Genomic DNA, 16,388 nt, shown 5'->3' with positions numbered 1-16,388 from the left:
ACATGACAAAGATAGACCCAAGTTTACTTTATTCCACATTACAAACGAAACGACAAGGTGCAAGTGACATTTTGGGGAAAGATGATTTCCTGAAAATATTAATGACTCAATTACAGAATCAAGATCCTTTAAATCCTATGCAGGATAAGGATTTTATTGCTCAAATGGCTACATTTTCTTCTTTAGAACAAATGACGAACTTAACCAAAACAATGGAGAAATTTGTAGAAAACCAAAATCAATCTCAATTAATAGCTTACAATCAATTTGTCGGTAAAGAAGTTACTTGGCATAAAATGATTGAATCGGATTCAAATGAAATTCCTGAAATTCAAGAAGGTCAAGGACTTGTTAAGGGTGTTCGTTTTAAGAACGACACGGTTGAATTCATAATGGAAGATGGAACAGTTCTAAATCCTGGTAATATATCTCAGGTGAACTCACAGCCTCACTCCTCACAAGAATCCTTAGTGAATGCTTCAATGTTAATAGGTAAAAAAGTGACTTGGAAGAATGAATCTGAAGAAGTGAGCGGTGTAGTTCAATCCGTTTCAAAGAAAGATTCTCAAATCTGGATTCACACAAACAATGGAGATAGTATCTCTAGTGATGACCTTTTAAAAATAGAGTCTTAATAGGAGTGGTTGTATGGAAAGAACGTTCCTTCATCGAGTTCCATCCCAACCAATTACGTCAACGTATAAACAAAAGACAAATACGATTGTTCAAAAACCTGCTACATCTTTTTCTTCCCAATTAGAAAAAGTCATGCAGGGTGGAACGGATATTGTAGTTAGTAGACATGCAAAGGTGCGAATGGAACAAAGAGGGATTTCGATATCTTCTCAAACATGGGAGAAGATTGGAGAAAAAGTAAAAGAAGCAAAATCAAAAGGTGTCCAAGATTCATTAGTCTTATTAAAAGACGCTGCTTTAATTGTCAGTGCAAAAAATTCAACGGTTATTACAGCATTAGACCGTCATGAAGCGAATTCGCAAATTTTCACGAATATCAATGGAACTATACTAATAGATTCTTAGGCTGGACCTTAAAGGAAGCCTATAGCTGTGGACCGATCGAAGCAGCTAATATGAAAGGGGAAAAATATAATGATTCGTTCAATGTATTCAGGAATAAGTGGAATGAAGAACTTTCAAACAAAACTAGATGTAATAGGGAATAACATCGCAAACGTGAATACGTATGGGTATAAAAAAGGTCGTGTAACGTTTCAGGATTTAATGAATCAGACGGTATCTGGAGCAAGTAGAGCATCCGATAATCGTGGAGGACAAAATGCCAAGCAAGTTGGACTAGGATCTTCTTTATCTTCAATCGATTCAATTCAGACACAAGGAAGTTTACAAACCACAGGAAGAACATTAGACGTGGCAGTATCTGGAGATGGATTCTTTGTTGTTAGACAAGGAAATAACGAGCTATACTCCCGTGCAGGAAACTTTTATTTAGATTCAAATGGGAGTCTTGTAAACGGTCAAGGTGGCCTTATACAAGGTTATCCAGTTGATGCGGATGGGGTTGTGAATAAGAGTGGTACAACAGATATTACCATTGATACAGATACAACCATGGCTCCACAAGCCACGACAAAGGCAACCTATAACGGAAATTTAAAGTCAAGTGCTGTTGCAAGTACTCAGGTGGAACTAGAAACAAAAGTGAAGGATTCTTTAGGGAAAGATATTAGTTTGAAAATAGTGATGACTAAGTCAGCGACTAATAATACTTGGGATGCTAAAGTATCCAGTTTAACTAATGGTGTGTCCGTTGGTAGTACTGCAACAAATGAAATGGGTACAACCTTAAACTTTGATTCAGAAGGTAAATTATCTTCAGCTGCACCTTTTACGATTACTCTGAATAACCAAACAGGTGCTGCACCTACCCAGGATATTGATTTGGATTTCTCGAAAATCAGTCAATTCGATAGCTCATCATCGGCTAATGTAAATACAGTAGACGGGAATTCTGAAGGATACTTAGAAAGCTTCAATATTGGTTCTTCAGGTGAAGTGAATGGAGTATTTTCAAATGGAGAAGTAAGGGTATTAAGTCAACTTGCACTGGCAACTTTCTCTAATCCGGGTGGACTAATTAAGACTGGAAGTAATTTATTTCAAGCTTCTAATAACTCAGGTCTTCCAAACCAAGGAGTAGCAGGAGAAGGAAGAGGAACGCTTCAGTCAGGAGCACTCGAAATGTCTAACGTTGATTTATCAGAAGAATTCACAGAAATGATTACAGCCCAGCGTGGTTTCCAAGCAAATACCCGTATCATTACAACCTCTGATGAAATCTTACAAGAACTTGTTAATTTGAAGCGATAATTCATTAATAAAGGGGGCAGGGGCTAACTTAATTAGTTTTGAGGTGATCATTAAGAATCTCAGAAAAATAAGTTAGCCCTGAAAATAAATGATTACCTTAACTAGACTAAATGGAAAAACTTTCACTATAAATGCATTATACATAGAAACAGTAGAAGCGTTCCCTGATACTACGATTCTCTTAACAAACGGTAAAAGATATGTTGTGAAAGAAACGGTTGAAGAGGTATACAACTACTCTCTATCTTTTTATGGAAAGGTTAACCTTTTAGGTAAACCATATGAAGGAGGGGGTACAAGGTGAAAAATAAAGTATTAACCATTATGACCATCTTATTGGTCACCATTACCTTAGTTGGTGTCATTGCATTGGTTGTCATTTTGAAGTTTTCTGATGATGAGGAAGCTAAGGAACCATCTATTGAAGAAGTAATTGAAACTTCCGTTGATATACCTGAGGTTACAACCAATTTATTAAGCAATGATTTTATACGTATTTCCTTTAAGATTCAAACAGACAGCAAAAAAGCGAAAGAAGAATTAGAAAAGAGAGATTTCCAGGTTAATAACATCATCATAGAAGAGCTTTCGGAAGTAAAGGCTGAAGAATTACAAGGGAAAAAAGGCAAAGAGTTTATAGAAAAAACAATAAAAGAAAAAGCAAACTCTCTTATGCAAGAAGGAATGATAGAAAAAGTGTATATCACCTCTATGATGATTCAATAAATATCCTATATTGCAAGGTTTGGAGGTGAAGGTATGGCGAATGATATTTTATCCCAAAGTGAAATTGATGCTCTCTTATCGGCTCTTAATACAGGCGAGATGAGTGCTGATGACTTTAAAAAAGAAGAAGAAGAAAGAAAAGTAAAAGTTTACGATTTTAAAAGAGCGTTACGATTTTCGAAAGACCAAATAAGAAGTTTAACTCGAATACATGAAAATTTCGCTCGTATCCTAACAACTTATTTTTCAGCTCAACTACGCACTTACGTTCAAATCAATGTAGCTTCTGCCGATCAAATTCCTTATGAAGAATTTATTCGTTCGGTTCCAAAGATGACAATATTAAATGTGTATGAATTGCCTCCATTGGATGGAAGAATACTGATGGAAATCAATCCAAATATCGCTTATTCAATGATGGACCGTGTAATGGGTGGAAAAGGTGTAAGTGTTAACAAAGTTGAGAGCCTTACGGAAATTGAAACGAGAATTATGAGTCAATTGTTTGAAAAGGCCTTTGAAAACCTAAGAGAAGCCTGGAGTACAGTAGTAGATATTGATCCATTCTTTGCCGAATTTGAAGTGAATCCACAGTTTCTGCAAATGGTCTCTCCAAATGAAACGGTTGTCGTGATTTCTCTTAATACTACTATTGGTGAAACGAGTGGGATGATAAATATTTGTATTCCTCACGTTGTGTTAGAACCAATCCTGCCGAAATTATCTGGTAGTTATTGGATGGAGAGTAAGCGGAAGGAAACAAATCCTGAAGAAACAGCTCAGTTAGAAAAAAGAATTAAAAAAGCTAATGTTCCTGTTGTAGCTGAACTAGGAAATTCAGATGTTTCAATTGAGGAATTTCTTATGCTAGATGTAGGCGATGTAATTGAATTAAATAGTAGAATCGATGACCCTCTAACTATTAAAGTAGGTGAGATTCCTAAATTTACAGCCCAGCCAGGGAAATCAAATAAAAGACTGGCCATACAAATATTGGATTCATTGAAGGGGGGAGAAGATGATGATGAGTGATGATATGTTATCTCAAGATGAAATTGATGCGTTACTTCGAGGTTCAGCAGAGCCAGAAGAAGAGGTAAAGGATAACAACGAGACAATCATAGAAGAATATTTAAACTCTATGGAACAAGATGCTTTAGGTGAAATTGGAAATATATCCTTTGGAAGCTCTGCAACAGCATTATCAACATTACTAAACCAAAAAGTTGAAATCACTACCCCTAAAGTATCTATCATCAACAAAAATCAATTAGAAGAAGAATTTCCACATCCATATGCAGCCATTCAAGTGCAATACACAGAAGGCTTTTCGGGTGCTAATCTTTTAGTCATTAAGCAGTCAGATGCAGCTATTATTGCAGACCTGATGCTAGGAGGAGATGGGAGAAATCCCTCTGGAGATTTGGGAGAAATTCAGCTTAGTGCTGTTCAGGAAGCCATGAATCAAATGATGGGATCTGCAGCTACATCAATGTCAACTGTGTTTAGTAAAAAGGTGGACATTTCACCACCATCAATTGACTTAATGTATATTCCTGAAGGCGAAGGAGAAGAAAATCTCCCTAATCAGGATTTGTTAGTGAAAATATCTTTTTCATTGAAGATTGGCGATTTGATTGATTCTAACATTATGCAGCTTTTACCATTAAGCTTCGCAAAAAGCCTTGTTGATGAATTAATGAATGGGGGGGAAGTGATGAACCAGCCCCACCTGAAAATGCACCAGTCCAAGAAAGCATCAATAGCTCTCCTATAGTAGAGCAGGGTGCTGGTAATCAAAGATTAAATGAAGAAACAACTAAGGGAGTACCTAATCACCAGCCTTCTCCTCAGCATTTAGGAGGGCAAGGAAATCAATCTTCCCAACAACCGGTTCATGTACAACCGGCATCATTTAGTAACTTTGAAACTACTTCTTTAGGTCAACAAGAAACAAAAAATTTAAATATGTTACTAGACATTCCTTTACAAGTAACTGTCGAATTAGGAAGAACGAATAGATCAGTAAAAGACATTCTAGAGCTTTCTTCAGGTTCGATTATAGAGCTTGATAAATTAGCTGGTGAACCAGTGGATATTTTGGTGAATAGCCGTTTAATTGCTAAAGGAGAAGTAGTAGTAATCGATGAAAACTTCGGCGTAAGAATAACAGACATTGTAAGCCCGAGTGATCGACTAAAACAACTTAAATAAGAATGATATTATGATGGAGGATGACGGTAATGGCAAATAAAATTCTAATTGTAGATGATGCTGCTTTTATGAGAATGATGATCAAAGATATTTTAACGAAAAATGGATTTGAAGTAGTTGGTGAAGCAGCTGACGGTGCCCAGGCAGTAGATAAATACAAAGAATTAAAACCTGATCTTGTAACAATGGATATTACGATGCCTGAAAAAGACGGTATTGCAGCTCTAAAGGATATTAAAGCGATGGACGCAGGGGCGAAAATCATCATGTGCTCTGCCATGGGACAACAGGCAATGGTTATTGATGCTATCCAAGCAGGAGCAAAAGACTTTATTGTAAAGCCTTTCCAAGCAGATCGAGTAATTGAAGCAATTCAAAAGGCTCTTAGTTAATAGATCATTAAGAAGGTGCATTTGATTGAAGAAGATTCAAAATCTATTTAGTTTTATATTATTCTTACTTTTGGTAAGTGCTGTTGATACAACGGCACTTGCCGATGTGGATAATGTAAAATCTTGTATAGAACATCCAGAAAAATGTAAGAACCAACAAGGGAATGAAATAAATTCTTCTGATACAGATACAAGTGTTTCCACCTCTGTAACGTTTATAGATTATGTAAAAATGATTTTAGCTCTTATATTTGTGGTTGCACTTATTTATATTCTACTGAAATTTATTAATCAAAAAGGTAGATCTTTTCAACAAACAAAAATCATTAATCATTTAGGTGGAACTCCTCTTGGGGGAAATCGTTCCGTCCAAATTGTAAAGGTAGGAAATCAGGTTCTTGTATTAGGAGTCGGAGAAGATATTCAATTATTAAAAGAGGTTCAAGATGAAAAAGAGAAGGAAGAGATATTATCCTTTTATCATGAAAGTCCATCCCAAATGGCTGATGCCAAAAATGTTTTGTCAACATGGTTAGGAAAAGGACCTTCATCCTCTCAAAAAGATTCAGGGAATTCGTTTCAATCCCTATTAAAATCGCAACTTGATGAAATGAGTAAAGGTAGAAAGAAATTGTTTCAAGATCTAAAGAAGAAGGAGAATCATTCAGATGAATGAATTCATGGAATTTTTTAATAGTAGCTCAGCGGATTCAGTTTCAACAAGTGTAAAACTACTATTATTATTTACAGTCCTTTCTTTAGCTCCCAGCATCCTTATTTTAATGACAGCCTTTACTAGAATAATGATTGTGTTATCTTTTGTACGAACGTCTCTAGCTACTCAGCAAATGCCGCCTAATCAAGTGTTGATAGGTATTTCTTTGTTTCTTACGTTTTTCATTATGGCTCCTACATTTCAAGAGGTGAATGATCAAGCGTTGACCCCACTTTTCAATGAGGAAATTAATCTTGAAGAAGCTTATGAACGAGCTTCTGTTCCGTTTAAAGAATTTATGAGTCAGCATACAAGACAAAAGGATTTAGAGCTTTTCTTACAATATTCTGGCGCAGAGCGTCCAAAGACAATTGAAGATATTCCTCTTACTTCCTTAGTCCCGGCATTTGCTTTAAGTGAAATTAAAACAGCATTCCAAATTGGTTTTATGATTTTTATTCCTTTTCTTGTGATTGATATGGTTGTAGCGAGTGTCTTGATGTCAATGGGGATGATGATGCTGCCACCAGTAATGATTTCCTTGCCGTTTAAAATTTTACTATTTGTTTTAGTTGACGGCTGGTATTTAGTAATTAAATCTCTTTTACAAAGTTTTTAAGTAGGTGAGTTTCAATGAATGCTGAATCTGTAATTGCTTTAGCAGAGCGTGGAATATATGTGACTCTAATCGTTTCTGGTCCTCTATTGTTACTAGCATTAGTAGTGGGACTAATTGTAAGTATTTTTCAAGCTACCACACAAATACAAGAACAAACCCTTGCTTTTATTCCGAAAATCGTTGCTGTCATGATTGGCATCGTGTTCTTTGGTCCATGGATGTTAACAAAGCTTGTGACCTATACTTCACAAATCTTTTCAGATTTGACTAGGTTTGTAGGTTAGTAGGATGGAAGAGCTTGTACCTATTCTATCGGTATATTTATTGGTATTTGTAAGAGTGTCTGCTTTTTTTGTGACCATGCCCTTATTTTCATATCGGAATATACCTGCACAACATCGAATTGCTTTTTCAGTGGTACTCTCTTGGATTATGTATTACACGTTGGATGCCAAAGCATTTGAAATTAATGGACAGTATTTCCTCCTAATCATGAAAGAGGCAATGATCGGCCTATTAATAGGCTTTGTAGCCTATATGATTGTTTCAGCTATTCAAATAGCAGGTGGATTTATTGATTTTCAAATGGGGTTCGCCATTGCAAACGTCATTGATCCCCAAACGGGAGCTCAAAGCCCACTAATGGGACAATATTTATATACATTCGCCTTATTGTTGTTACTTGCTCTAAATGGTCATCATTTATTATTGGATGGTATCTTTTATAGTTATCAACTGATACCTATTGATAGCCCCTGGATTCCATTTGGAGATGAAGAATTAGTTGATTATTTAATAAATGCATTTAATTCAATGTTTATCATTGCTTTTCAAATGTCGATTCCTGTTGTTGCTACTTTATTTCTAGTAGATGTTGCCCTTGGAATTGTGGCACGTACCGTTCCACAATTAAACGTTTTTGTTGTTGGATTCCCCATTAAAATAGCCGTTGCATTTATTGTGTTATTTATTGTGATGGGTGTCATGTTTGCGGTTATGCAGCAGTTGTTCGAAATGATGTTTGTGACCATGAGAGATTTAATGAAGATAATTGGAGGCACTTAAATTGCAATGGCTGTCACTGGATTTACAGTATTTTAGCGGTGAAAAGACGGAAAAAGCAACTCCGAAAAAAAGAGAGGACGCTCGAAAAAAAGGTCAAACAGCAAAAAGTCAAGATGTTAATACAGCGATCATTCTTCTTGCGGTCTTTTTATTCTTAACTTTTGGAGCCTCCTATATTGGAAATATTGTATTCGATTTATTCAATCATACCTTTCAAGAGTATATGCTTATGGAGCTCTCTGAAAATACAGTCCAGGTTATTACGTTGGATATTATGAAAGAGCTTGCCTTATTACTTGGACCGATCATGTTGGTGGCGCTGTTAGCTGGATTACTTTCTAATTATATTCAGGTCGGAGTTATGTTTACAACTAAGCCACTACAGCCGAAATTAGAGAAAATAGATCCAATTAAAGGATTTAAACGGATTTTTTCCCTGAGGGCCATTGTTGAGTTGCTAAAATCCATCTTGAAAATCTCTTTCGTAGGTTCCATAACGTTTGTTATATTATGGACGAATATTGATAAAGTACTCAGCCTATCCTTTAAATCGGTAGGAGATTCATTAGTGACGATGGCAAGTTTAACCGTACAAATGGGAATTGCTGCTTCACTTGCCCTATTATTTTTATCTCTTTTTGATTACCTTTATCAAAAATATGATTTTGAAAAAAACATTCGAATGTCTAAACAGGATTTAAAAGATGAACACAAAAACATCGAAGGAGATCCTTTAATAAAATCAAAGATAAAGCAAAGACAAAGAGAAATGGCCATGAGAAGAATGATGCAGGAAGTACCAGAGGCAGATGTAGTCATTACCAATCCAACTCATTTTGCCATTGCATTAAAATATGATGAAAATAAAATGGATGCTCCTTTTGTAGTTGCTAAGGGAGTCGATTTCATGGCACAAAAGATTAAGTATATCGCAAAAGAAAATGATGTTGTTATGGTAGAGAATCGACCTTTAGCCAGGTCTCTTTACGACTCAGCTGAAATTGGTGATGCAGTTCCTGAAGAATTTTTTAAAGCAGTTGCAGAGATTTTAGCTTACGTTTATCGTATAAAAAACAAAGTGTAAGCAGTTGGGAGAGAGTGTAATGTCAGCAAGAGATTTATCCGTACTAGCCAGTGTAATATTAATCGTCGCCATGTTAATCATTCCATTCCCTGCATGGTTACTGAGTGTTCTTATTATCATTAATATTTCACTCGCATTACTTGTACTCCTAACATCCATGAATATGAATGAACCTTTACAATTTTCAATATTTCCATCCCTTTTATTATTATTAACACTTTTTCGTTTGGGTCTAAATGTTTCCACAACGAGGTCAATCCTTAGTAAGGGTGACGCAGGGGACGTTGTGGAAACCTTTGGAACATTCGTAGTTGGTGGGAATGTACTTGTCGGGATCGTTGTATTCGTCATATTAATCATTATCCAATTTATTGTTATTACAAAAGGTTCAGAACGTGTCTCTGAAGTAGCAGCGCGATTTACTCTCGATGCTATGCCAGGAAAGCAAATGAGTATTGATGCTGATTTGAATGCAGGAATGATTTCTGAACATGATGCCCGTGATCGAAGAGAAAAAGTTGGTCGTGAAGCAGACTTTTATGGTGCGATGGATGGGGCATCAAAGTTCGTAAAGGGAGATGCCATTGCGGGAATCGTCATCGTAATGATCAATTTACTATTTGGAATCATTATTGGAATGACTCAACAAGGATTACCCATCGCTGAAGCGGCGACACGATATTCATTATTGACGGTAGGAGATGGTATCGTCAGTCAAATTCCAGCCCTATTAATCTCCACTGCAACCGGTATTGTTGTTACACGGGCAGCGTCTGATGGAAATCTTGGACAAGACATAATGAACCAGCTCCTTGCTTACCCTGCTATGCTGTATGTTGCTGGATTTACTATTTTTATGCTTGGAGTAGCTACTCCAATCAATGATATTCTTACAATTCCAGTTGCTGGAGCATTAGGTATTGGTGCTTTTATGCTTTCTAGGACACCAAAGCAGGATGAATCAGATCTGATGGAATTGGAAGAAGAAGTAGAGCAGGATGAAATGAAAAGCCCTGAAAGTGTCGTTAACTTATTAAATGTCGATCCAATTGAATTTGAGTTTGGTTACGGGTTGATTCCTCTAGCCGATGCAAACCAAGGTGGAGACCTCCTGGACCGAATTGTCATGATACGACGCCAACTGGCTATTGAATTAGGGCTCGTTATTCCCGTTGTGAGAATCCGTGACAATATTCAACTTCAACCAAATGAGTACAGGTTGAAAATTAAAGGAAATGAAATGGCAAGGGGAGAGCTGCTATTGGATCATTATTTAGCCATGAGCCCTGGTGTTGAAGATGACTCTATAGAGGGTATCGATACGATTGAGCCATCATTTGGACTACCTGCCAAATGGATTTCAGAAGAGATGAAGGAGCAGGCAGAGATATTTGGTTATACGGTGGTTGATCCACCTTCAGTTGTTTCTACTCATATAACAGAGATGATTAAATCAAATGCCCATGAATTATTAGGTAGACAAGAAACAAAGCAGTTAATTGATCACCTGCAAGAATCATATCCAATTTTAGTAGAAGAAGTAACACCGAATCCTTTATCTGTTGGTGAAGTACAAAAAGTATTAGCTAAGCTGTTAAAAGAAAATGTTTCCATAAGAAACTTACCCATTATATTTGAAACATTAGCAGATTTTGCAAAGATGAGCTCGGATACGGACTTGCTAGCTGAATATGTAAGGCAAGCACTGGCTAGACAAATTACGAATCAATTTGTTCAAGGAGATCAATCATTGAAAGTGGTCACCATGTCTGGAAAAGTTGAAAAAATGATTGCCGATGCGATTCAGCAAACAGATCATGGAAATTATTTATCTATGGATCCAAATGAATCACAAGGCATATTAGAAGCAATAGCTTCACAGGTAGAGCAGCTTTCTTTAATGGAAGAATCTCCAATCTTATTATGCTCGCCTGCGGTTAGGATGTATGTGAGGCAGTTAACGGAAAGATATTTCCCTCAAGTTCCGATCATTTCTTACAACGAATTAGAAGCAAACGTTGAGGTACAAAGCTTAGGGGTGGTGAATGTTGAATGAAGGTAAAGAAATTTGTAGCTCCAACCATGAATGAAGCAATGAAAAAGGTAAGAGGAGAACTAGGAGATAATGCGGTTATCTTAAATTCAAAGGTAACATTTTCAGGAGGCTTTCTTGGTTTATTTAAAAAGAAGATGATTGAAGTCATTGCCGCAATTGACCCTAGTGTAGAAATCGAAAAAAAAGAAATGAATCAAATACGAACTGAAACTTTTACACGGGTAGAAGAGACTCCTAAGAGGAATGAACAATCACGAAACGCGAATGAAGGTGTTCATTCTGAGTTAAAAGAGCTTAAACAAATGATTGCTTCTATTAAATCTAAAAGTCAATTTGACCGATTCACTGAGGACACTCAAGACATACTTGTCCATTTAAGTAAACATAATGTGAATGAGGGAATCCTTTCACATTTAGGGGAATATTTAGACTCTCAAAATAAACAATCATGGGAAAAGAATACTGATAAATATGATTGGATAAGGGAAGAAGTAAAAAAGTATTTTGTTCAGTTGTTGAAGGACATCCCCATGGGTGGAACTAGTTTTCAAAAAAAATTTATTAACGTGATTGGCCCTACCGGTGTTGGAAAAACAACCACTTTAGCCAAAATGGCAGCCGAAGCAGTCATAGAAAAGAGAATGAAAATAGGCTTTATTACAACAGATACCTACAGAATAGCTGCTATTGAACAATTAAAGACATATGCTGGTCTGCTAAATGTTCCGGTAGAAGTAGTTTATAAAATAGATGATTTTAAAAAGGCTATAGAAAAATTCAAAGATTTTGATCACATCTTTATCGATACAGCTGGAAGGAATTTTCGTGAGAAAAGATACGTAGAGGACCTTCAAAAAATTATTGACTTCGATCACGACATGGAAACGTATCTGGTCTTAGCCCTTACAAGTAAAGAGGAAGATATGAAAGACATCATTGCTCAATTCTCACAAGTTCATATTGATCGTTTTATTTTTACAAAATTAGATGAAACGTCAAGTTACGGTTCGATCATTAATATGATTAATGAAGTGAATTTAGGAGCTGCCTACCTGACGACGGGGCAAGATGTTCCTGAGGATATTTCAGAAGTGACTGTTGAAGGGTTAAGTCACCTCTTAATGAAAGGGTTCAAAGATGAAAGATCAAGCCTATAATCTACGGAAGAAAATGCTTCAATCTACATCATCCCAAGCCAAAACCATTGCCGTCGTCAGTGGGAAAGGTGGAGTAGGGAAATCAAATATTTCAACGAATCTATCAATATTATTAGGACAGGAAAATAAGAAAGTATTATTGTTTGATATGGATATTGGTATGGGGAATATTAACATATTATTAGGTGGTCAAAATAATTACTCGATTATGGAATTTATTGAGCAAGAGGAACTGGAAATCGATACGGTCATCAGTAAAAATATTCACGGAATTTCCTATATTAGTGGAGGAAATGGATTAAAAAATATAGTAGAGTGGAATGAGAGGCAGATTAACCGTTTTTTTGAAGCGATGGATTATCTTGTATTAAAGTATGATTATTTACTGTTTGATATGGGGGCAGGTGCTACTAAAGAAACGTTAGAGTTTCTATTAGCCATGGATGAAATTATTGTTATCACAACCCCTGAACCCACTTCTGTAACAGATGCTTACTCTATGATTAAGTATATACATCTACGAAATGAAGAAAAAGAATTCCATCTTCTATGCAACCGTGCTGAGAATAAGGATGAAGGCATTGAAACGATTGCTAGATTACAAGAAACAGTGAGGAAATTTTTGAACAAGGAAATTTTTTCATTAGGCTTCCTACCAGAAGACAGTACTGTGAGAAAATCAGTCACGCGTCAAACACCTATCATAATGGGGTACCCAAATTCCCCCATGGCTTCAAGTTTGAGAAAGGTAGCCAGGCAATTACTCACACCGGATACGAACGAGAACAATGATACCCCAACATTTCTAAAAAATATAAGAAAACTATTTTTTGGGAGGTAAGATGCAGTGAAGAAGAAAGTCCTAGTTGTCGATGATTCTGCATTTATGAGAAAACTTATTAGTGATTTTCTGTCTGACTCTGACCAGCTTGAAGTAGTAGGGATTGCTCGAAATGGTGAAGATGCGATTAGAAAAGTTAAAAAGCTTTGCCCTGATGTTGTTACACTTGATGTAGAAATGCCTATTATGAATGGAATTGATGCATTAAAGAAAATCATGCAGGAATGTCCAGTCCCAGTTGTCATGTTATCTTCAACGACCATGGAAGGTGCTGAGGAAACTGTAACGGCTATGCAACTAGGTGCAGTAGACTTTATTGCTAAGCCATCTGGAACTATTTCATTAGATCTTCATAAAATTCAAAGTGAAATAGTACAAAAAGTCCTATCAGCAAGTAGTGTTAACATATCTAAATTAACAACATTAGCCCATACTGAAGTGAAAAATAATCAACCTCAAGCTTCTTTAAATGGTATGCAAAAAAATAATCGATTCCCAAGCTCACCTAAAACCAGTTGGAGAAAGGACCTTCCTAACGTTATTTTAATTGGAACTTCAACAGGTGGTCCCAGGGCCTTACAACAAGTGCTAACCAAATTTCCAAAGAATTTAGATGCGCCTGTTGTGGTCGTTCAACATATGCCACCGGGTTTCACAAAATCTTTAGCCGATCGGTTAAATGGCCTTTCTGGAATCCTTGTGAAAGAAGCAGAGCAAGGAGAGATCCTCCAAAAAGGAACAGCTTACATTGCACCTGGGGGATTTCACACTAAAATAGTTGAAATAGGGAAGAATCTTGCCATTCAATTAACGAAAGAGGAAGCGCCAAGAAATGGTCACAGGCCTTCAGTAGATGTATTATTTGAATCTATAAGTGAGGTAAATCATTATAATAAAATTGCTGTCATTATGACAGGTATGGGTTCTGATGGTTCAAAAGGATTGGTAAAGCTTAAAGAATTAGGTGTAGTAAAAGCAATTGCGGAATCAAAAGAGACTTGTATTGTGTTTGGAATGCCCAAGTCGGCAATAGCTACTAATTTAGTAGATAACGTGGAAGATATAGAGAATATCGCGCAATCAATAATGAAGTACATGTTATAGAGAGGTGTGGAGCACATGGAAATGAGTCAATATTTAGAAGTCTTTATAGAGGAAAGTAAGGAAAACTTACAAACCTGCAATGAACAGTTATTAGAACTTGAGAAAAACCCTCATGATTTGGCAATTGTAAATGAAATCTTCCGTTCAGCACATACCTTAAAGGGAATGTCAGCTACGATGGGCTATGAAGATTTAGCTAATCTAACGCATAAAATGGAAAATGTTCTTGATGCAATCCGAAATGAAAAAATCAAAGTAACACCAGAAATCTTGGATGTTGTTTTTAAATCGGTTGATGACCTTGAAGCAATGGTCCTATCTATTGCAGGCGGTGGAGATGGAAAACGTGATGTCTCAGAAGTTGTAGCCATGCTTCTTGCTATTGAAAAGGGGGAAAGCATTCATCTCAAAGCAGAAAGTGAAATTGCAGTAGCGGAATCACCTGTTGAAAATGCTAGCTCTATATATTATGAGGCTTTTGAACAAACGGTTATCCAACAATCATATGAGCAAGGGTTCCGTTGTTTTGAATTGAGAATTTCCTTGAGAGAAGACTGTTTATTAAAGGCAGCTCGAGTTTATATGGTGTTTGAAGTGCTTGAAAAAACAGGTGAGGTTATTAAATCTCTTCCAACAGTAGATCAACTGGAAGAGGAACAATTTGATCATTCTTTTGTTGTGACCATTGTTTCAAAAGAACCAAGTGAAGACATTGAGAAAAAAATCCGTAAGGTTTCTGAGATTGATCAAGTGACTGTAACAGAGATCACTCCTAATCAATTACAAGAGCAAGATAACCAATTACATACTGCAGAAGATTCAACTGCTCAACAGATTCAATCAACGGACTCAGCAGAAAAAGTTAAAGATACGAAAAGCCCGTCTAAACCTTCAACACCGCAAGGCAATGTTTCAAGTAAAACAATCCGTGTCAATATCGAGCGATTAGATATTTTAATGAATCTCTTTGAAGAGCTTGTCATTGATAGAGGAAGATTAGAGCAAATTTCAAAAGAACTAAAAAATCCCGAACTGAATGAAACGGTTGAAAGAATGACTAGAATTTCAGGGGACTTACAAAATATCATTCTGAATATGCGAATGGTTCCGGTTGAAACGGTATTTAATCGTTTTCCTCGTATGGTTCGTCAGCTCGCTCGAGACTTAAATAAAAAGATCGATTTAGAGATAATTGGTGCTGAAACAGAACTGGATCGGACTGTTATTGATGAAATTGGAGATCCTTTAGTTCATTTAATACGAAATGCACTTGATCATGGTGTAGAAACACCAGAAGTTCGTTTGAAAAATGGAAAGCCTGAACAAGGAACGGTTAAATTAAAGGCTTATCATAGTGGAAATCATGTGTTTATTGAGCTTGAGGATGACGGTGCCGGTATTAACAAAGAGAGAGTACTGCAAAAAGCTATACAAAAAGGTATTGTTAACGAAGAGATAGCACACACATTGTCAGACCGACAAATTTATGAACTTATTTTAGCATCAGGTTTTTCAACAGCAGAGCAAATATCCGATATCTCTGGACGAGGAGTAGGTTTGGATGTTGTGAAAGCTACTATTGAATCATTAGGTGGCTCGATTACAATTGACTCATCAGAGGGACAAGGATCATTATTCTCTATTCAATTACCGCTAACGTTATCCATAATTTCCGTTATGCTTGTAGAAGTAGAGAGTGAAAAATATGCAATTCCTCTTTCATCTATTATCGAAACAGCAATTGTGAAAAAGGAAGAAATTATGAATGCCCATAACCAAAGGGTCATTGATTTTAGAGGGAAAGTTGTGCCTTTAGTATTATTAGAAGATGTGTTTGATATACCTAAAGAGAGTTCAGATGATGAGTTCTATTCTGTTGTAATAGTACGTAAAGGTGAAAAGATGGCTGGACTTGTTGTAGATTCATTTATTGGTCAACAGGAAATAGTTCTTAAGTCTCTAGGTAATTACTTAAATGATGTATTTGCTATCTCTGGTGCAACCATTTTAGGTGATGGTCAAGTGGCACTAATCGTTGATTGTAACGCGTTAATTAAATAGGAGGT

The 16,388-nt window shown here is 36.4% G+C and carries 17 protein-coding genes and 1 pseudogene; all 18 read left to right on the top strand.

Annotation, left to right across the window (positions count from 1 at the left end):
- Positions 1-2 precede the first annotated feature (2 nt).
- The 18 genes and pseudogenes from flgD (at position 3) to IQI_RS16370 (ending at position 16,383) form a co-directional block, all read left to right on the top strand.
- The gene (flgD, locus tag IQI_RS16455; RefSeq protein WP_064093707.1) at positions 3-635 is read left to right on the top strand and encodes a flagellar hook assembly protein FlgD; all 633 of its coding nucleotides are present in this window, start codon (positions 3-5) and stop codon (positions 633-635) included.
- A gap of 13 nt (positions 636-648) precedes the next feature.
- Positions 649-1,041 (top strand): TIGR02530 family flagellar biosynthesis protein, encoded by a 393-nt coding sequence (locus IQI_RS16450; protein WP_064093706.1) that lies wholly within the window; start codon positions 649-651, stop codon positions 1,039-1,041.
- 69 nt (positions 1,042-1,110) lie between these two features.
- Entirely contained in the window at positions 1,111-2,349 is a 1,239-nt protein-coding gene (locus IQI_RS16445; protein WP_064093705.1) for a flagellar hook protein FlgE, read from the top strand.
- Positions 2,350-2,437: 88 nt separating this feature from the next.
- Positions 2,438-2,653 (top strand): flagellar FlbD family protein, encoded by a 216-nt coding sequence (locus tag IQI_RS16440; RefSeq protein ID WP_064093704.1) that lies wholly within the window; start codon positions 2,438-2,440, stop codon positions 2,651-2,653.
- Entirely contained in the window at positions 2,650-3,075 is a 426-nt protein-coding gene (fliL, locus tag IQI_RS16435) for a flagellar basal body-associated protein FliL (protein WP_082892766.1), read from the top strand. The genes IQI_RS16440 and fliL overlap by 4 nt, the downstream gene beginning before the upstream one ends.
- A 33-nt stretch (positions 3,076-3,108) precedes the next feature.
- Positions 3,109-4,107 carry a flagellar motor switch protein FliM gene (fliM, locus tag IQI_RS16430; RefSeq protein ID WP_064093703.1) on the top strand — a complete coding sequence of 333 codons (999 nt, stop codon included), beginning with the start codon at positions 3,109-3,111 and terminating at the stop codon, positions 4,105-4,107.
- Positions 4,097-5,289 (top strand): annotated as a pseudogene (fliY, locus tag IQI_RS16425) (flagellar motor switch phosphatase FliY). The gene fliM and the pseudogene fliY overlap by 11 nt, the downstream one beginning before the upstream one ends.
- 29 nt (positions 5,290-5,318) lie before the next feature.
- Positions 5,319-5,681 carry a response regulator gene (locus IQI_RS16420; protein WP_064093702.1) on the top strand — a complete coding sequence of 121 codons (363 nt, stop codon included), beginning with the start codon at positions 5,319-5,321 and terminating at the stop codon, positions 5,679-5,681.
- A 25-nt stretch (positions 5,682-5,706) separates the two neighbouring features.
- Positions 5,707-6,357 carry a flagellar biosynthetic protein FliO gene (locus IQI_RS16415; RefSeq protein ID WP_082892765.1) on the top strand — a complete coding sequence of 217 codons (651 nt, stop codon included), beginning with the start codon at positions 5,707-5,709 and terminating at the stop codon, positions 6,355-6,357.
- On the top strand, positions 6,350-7,015 hold the full coding sequence (gene fliP, locus IQI_RS16410; RefSeq protein ID WP_064093701.1) for a flagellar type III secretion system pore protein FliP: 666 nt from the start codon (positions 6,350-6,352) through the stop codon (positions 7,013-7,015). The genes IQI_RS16415 and fliP overlap by 8 nt, the downstream gene beginning before the upstream one ends.
- 14 nt (positions 7,016-7,029) lie before the next feature.
- Positions 7,030-7,299, top strand: a complete 270-nt coding sequence (gene fliQ, locus IQI_RS16405; RefSeq protein WP_064093700.1) for a flagellar biosynthesis protein FliQ — start codon at positions 7,030-7,032, stop codon at positions 7,297-7,299.
- Between the two features lie 4 nt (positions 7,300-7,303).
- Entirely contained in the window at positions 7,304-8,080 is a 777-nt protein-coding gene (gene fliR, locus IQI_RS16400; protein ID WP_064093699.1) for a flagellar biosynthetic protein FliR, read from the top strand.
- A gap of 1 nt (position 8,081) precedes the next feature.
- The gene (gene flhB, locus IQI_RS16395; RefSeq protein ID WP_064093698.1) at positions 8,082-9,164 is read left to right on the top strand and encodes a flagellar biosynthesis protein FlhB; all 1,083 of its coding nucleotides are present in this window, start codon (positions 8,082-8,084) and stop codon (positions 9,162-9,164) included.
- 19 nt (positions 9,165-9,183) lie between these two features.
- Complete coding sequence (flhA, locus tag IQI_RS16390) at positions 9,184-11,220, top strand: flagellar biosynthesis protein FlhA (protein WP_064093697.1); 2,037 nt, start codon at positions 9,184-9,186, stop codon at positions 11,218-11,220.
- Positions 11,217-12,377: a flagellar biosynthesis protein FlhF gene (gene flhF, locus IQI_RS16385; protein ID WP_064093696.1), complete on the top strand. Its 1,161-nt coding sequence runs from the start codon at positions 11,217-11,219 to the stop codon at positions 12,375-12,377. Before flhA ends, flhF begins: the two co-directional genes overlap by 4 nt.
- Positions 12,358-13,218, top strand: coding sequence for a MinD/ParA family protein (locus IQI_RS16380; protein ID WP_064093695.1), 861 nt, complete (start codon positions 12,358-12,360; stop codon positions 13,216-13,218). Before flhF ends, IQI_RS16380 begins: the two co-directional genes overlap by 20 nt.
- A 45-nt stretch (positions 13,219-13,263) precedes the next feature.
- Positions 13,264-14,322 carry a protein-glutamate methylesterase/protein-glutamine glutaminase gene (locus IQI_RS16375; protein WP_064093917.1) on the top strand — a complete coding sequence of 353 codons (1,059 nt, stop codon included), beginning with the start codon at positions 13,264-13,266 and terminating at the stop codon, positions 14,320-14,322.
- 15 nt (positions 14,323-14,337) lie between these two features.
- A complete protein-coding gene (locus IQI_RS16370) occupies positions 14,338-16,383 on the top strand; it encodes a chemotaxis protein CheA (RefSeq protein ID WP_064093694.1) in 2,046 nt (681 codons plus the stop codon).
- Positions 16,384-16,388 lie beyond the last annotated feature (5 nt).

Source organism: Rossellomorea aquimaris TF-12 (assembly GCF_001648555.1).
GTDB classification, from domain to species: domain Bacteria; phylum Bacillota; class Bacilli; order Bacillales; family Bacillaceae_B; genus Rossellomorea; species Rossellomorea aquimaris.
The sequence above is the reverse complement of the archived record's forward strand: the minus strand, read 5'-3'. Positions and strand labels throughout refer to the sequence as shown.

Coding starts and splice junctions, on each gene's coding strand:
- flgD (WP_064093707.1), top strand. CDS start 3: ATGACAAAGATAGACCCAAGTTTACTTTATTCCACATTACAAACGAAA.
- IQI_RS16450 (WP_064093706.1), top strand. CDS start 649: ATGGAAAGAACGTTCCTTCATCGAGTTCCATCCCAACCAATTACGTCA.
- IQI_RS16445 (WP_064093705.1), top strand. CDS start 1,111: ATGATTCGTTCAATGTATTCAGGAATAAGTGGAATGAAGAACTTTCAA.
- IQI_RS16440 (WP_064093704.1), top strand. CDS start 2,438: ATGATTACCTTAACTAGACTAAATGGAAAAACTTTCACTATAAATGCA.
- fliM (WP_064093703.1), top strand. CDS start 3,109: ATGGCGAATGATATTTTATCCCAAAGTGAAATTGATGCTCTCTTATCG.
- IQI_RS16420 (WP_064093702.1), top strand. CDS start 5,319: ATGGCAAATAAAATTCTAATTGTAGATGATGCTGCTTTTATGAGAATG.
- fliP (WP_064093701.1), top strand. CDS start 6,350: ATGAATGAATTCATGGAATTTTTTAATAGTAGCTCAGCGGATTCAGTT.
- fliQ (WP_064093700.1), top strand. CDS start 7,030: ATGAATGCTGAATCTGTAATTGCTTTAGCAGAGCGTGGAATATATGTG.
- fliR (WP_064093699.1), top strand. CDS start 7,304: ATGGAAGAGCTTGTACCTATTCTATCGGTATATTTATTGGTATTTGTA.
- flhA (WP_064093697.1), top strand. CDS start 9,184: ATGTCAGCAAGAGATTTATCCGTACTAGCCAGTGTAATATTAATCGTC.
- flhF (WP_064093696.1), top strand. CDS start 11,217: ATGAAGGTAAAGAAATTTGTAGCTCCAACCATGAATGAAGCAATGAAA.
- IQI_RS16380 (WP_064093695.1), top strand. CDS start 12,358: ATGAAAGATCAAGCCTATAATCTACGGAAGAAAATGCTTCAATCTACA.
- IQI_RS16375 (WP_064093917.1), top strand. CDS start 13,264: ATGAGAAAACTTATTAGTGATTTTCTGTCTGACTCTGACCAGCTTGAA.
- IQI_RS16370 (WP_064093694.1), top strand. CDS start 14,338: ATGGAAATGAGTCAATATTTAGAAGTCTTTATAGAGGAAAGTAAGGAA.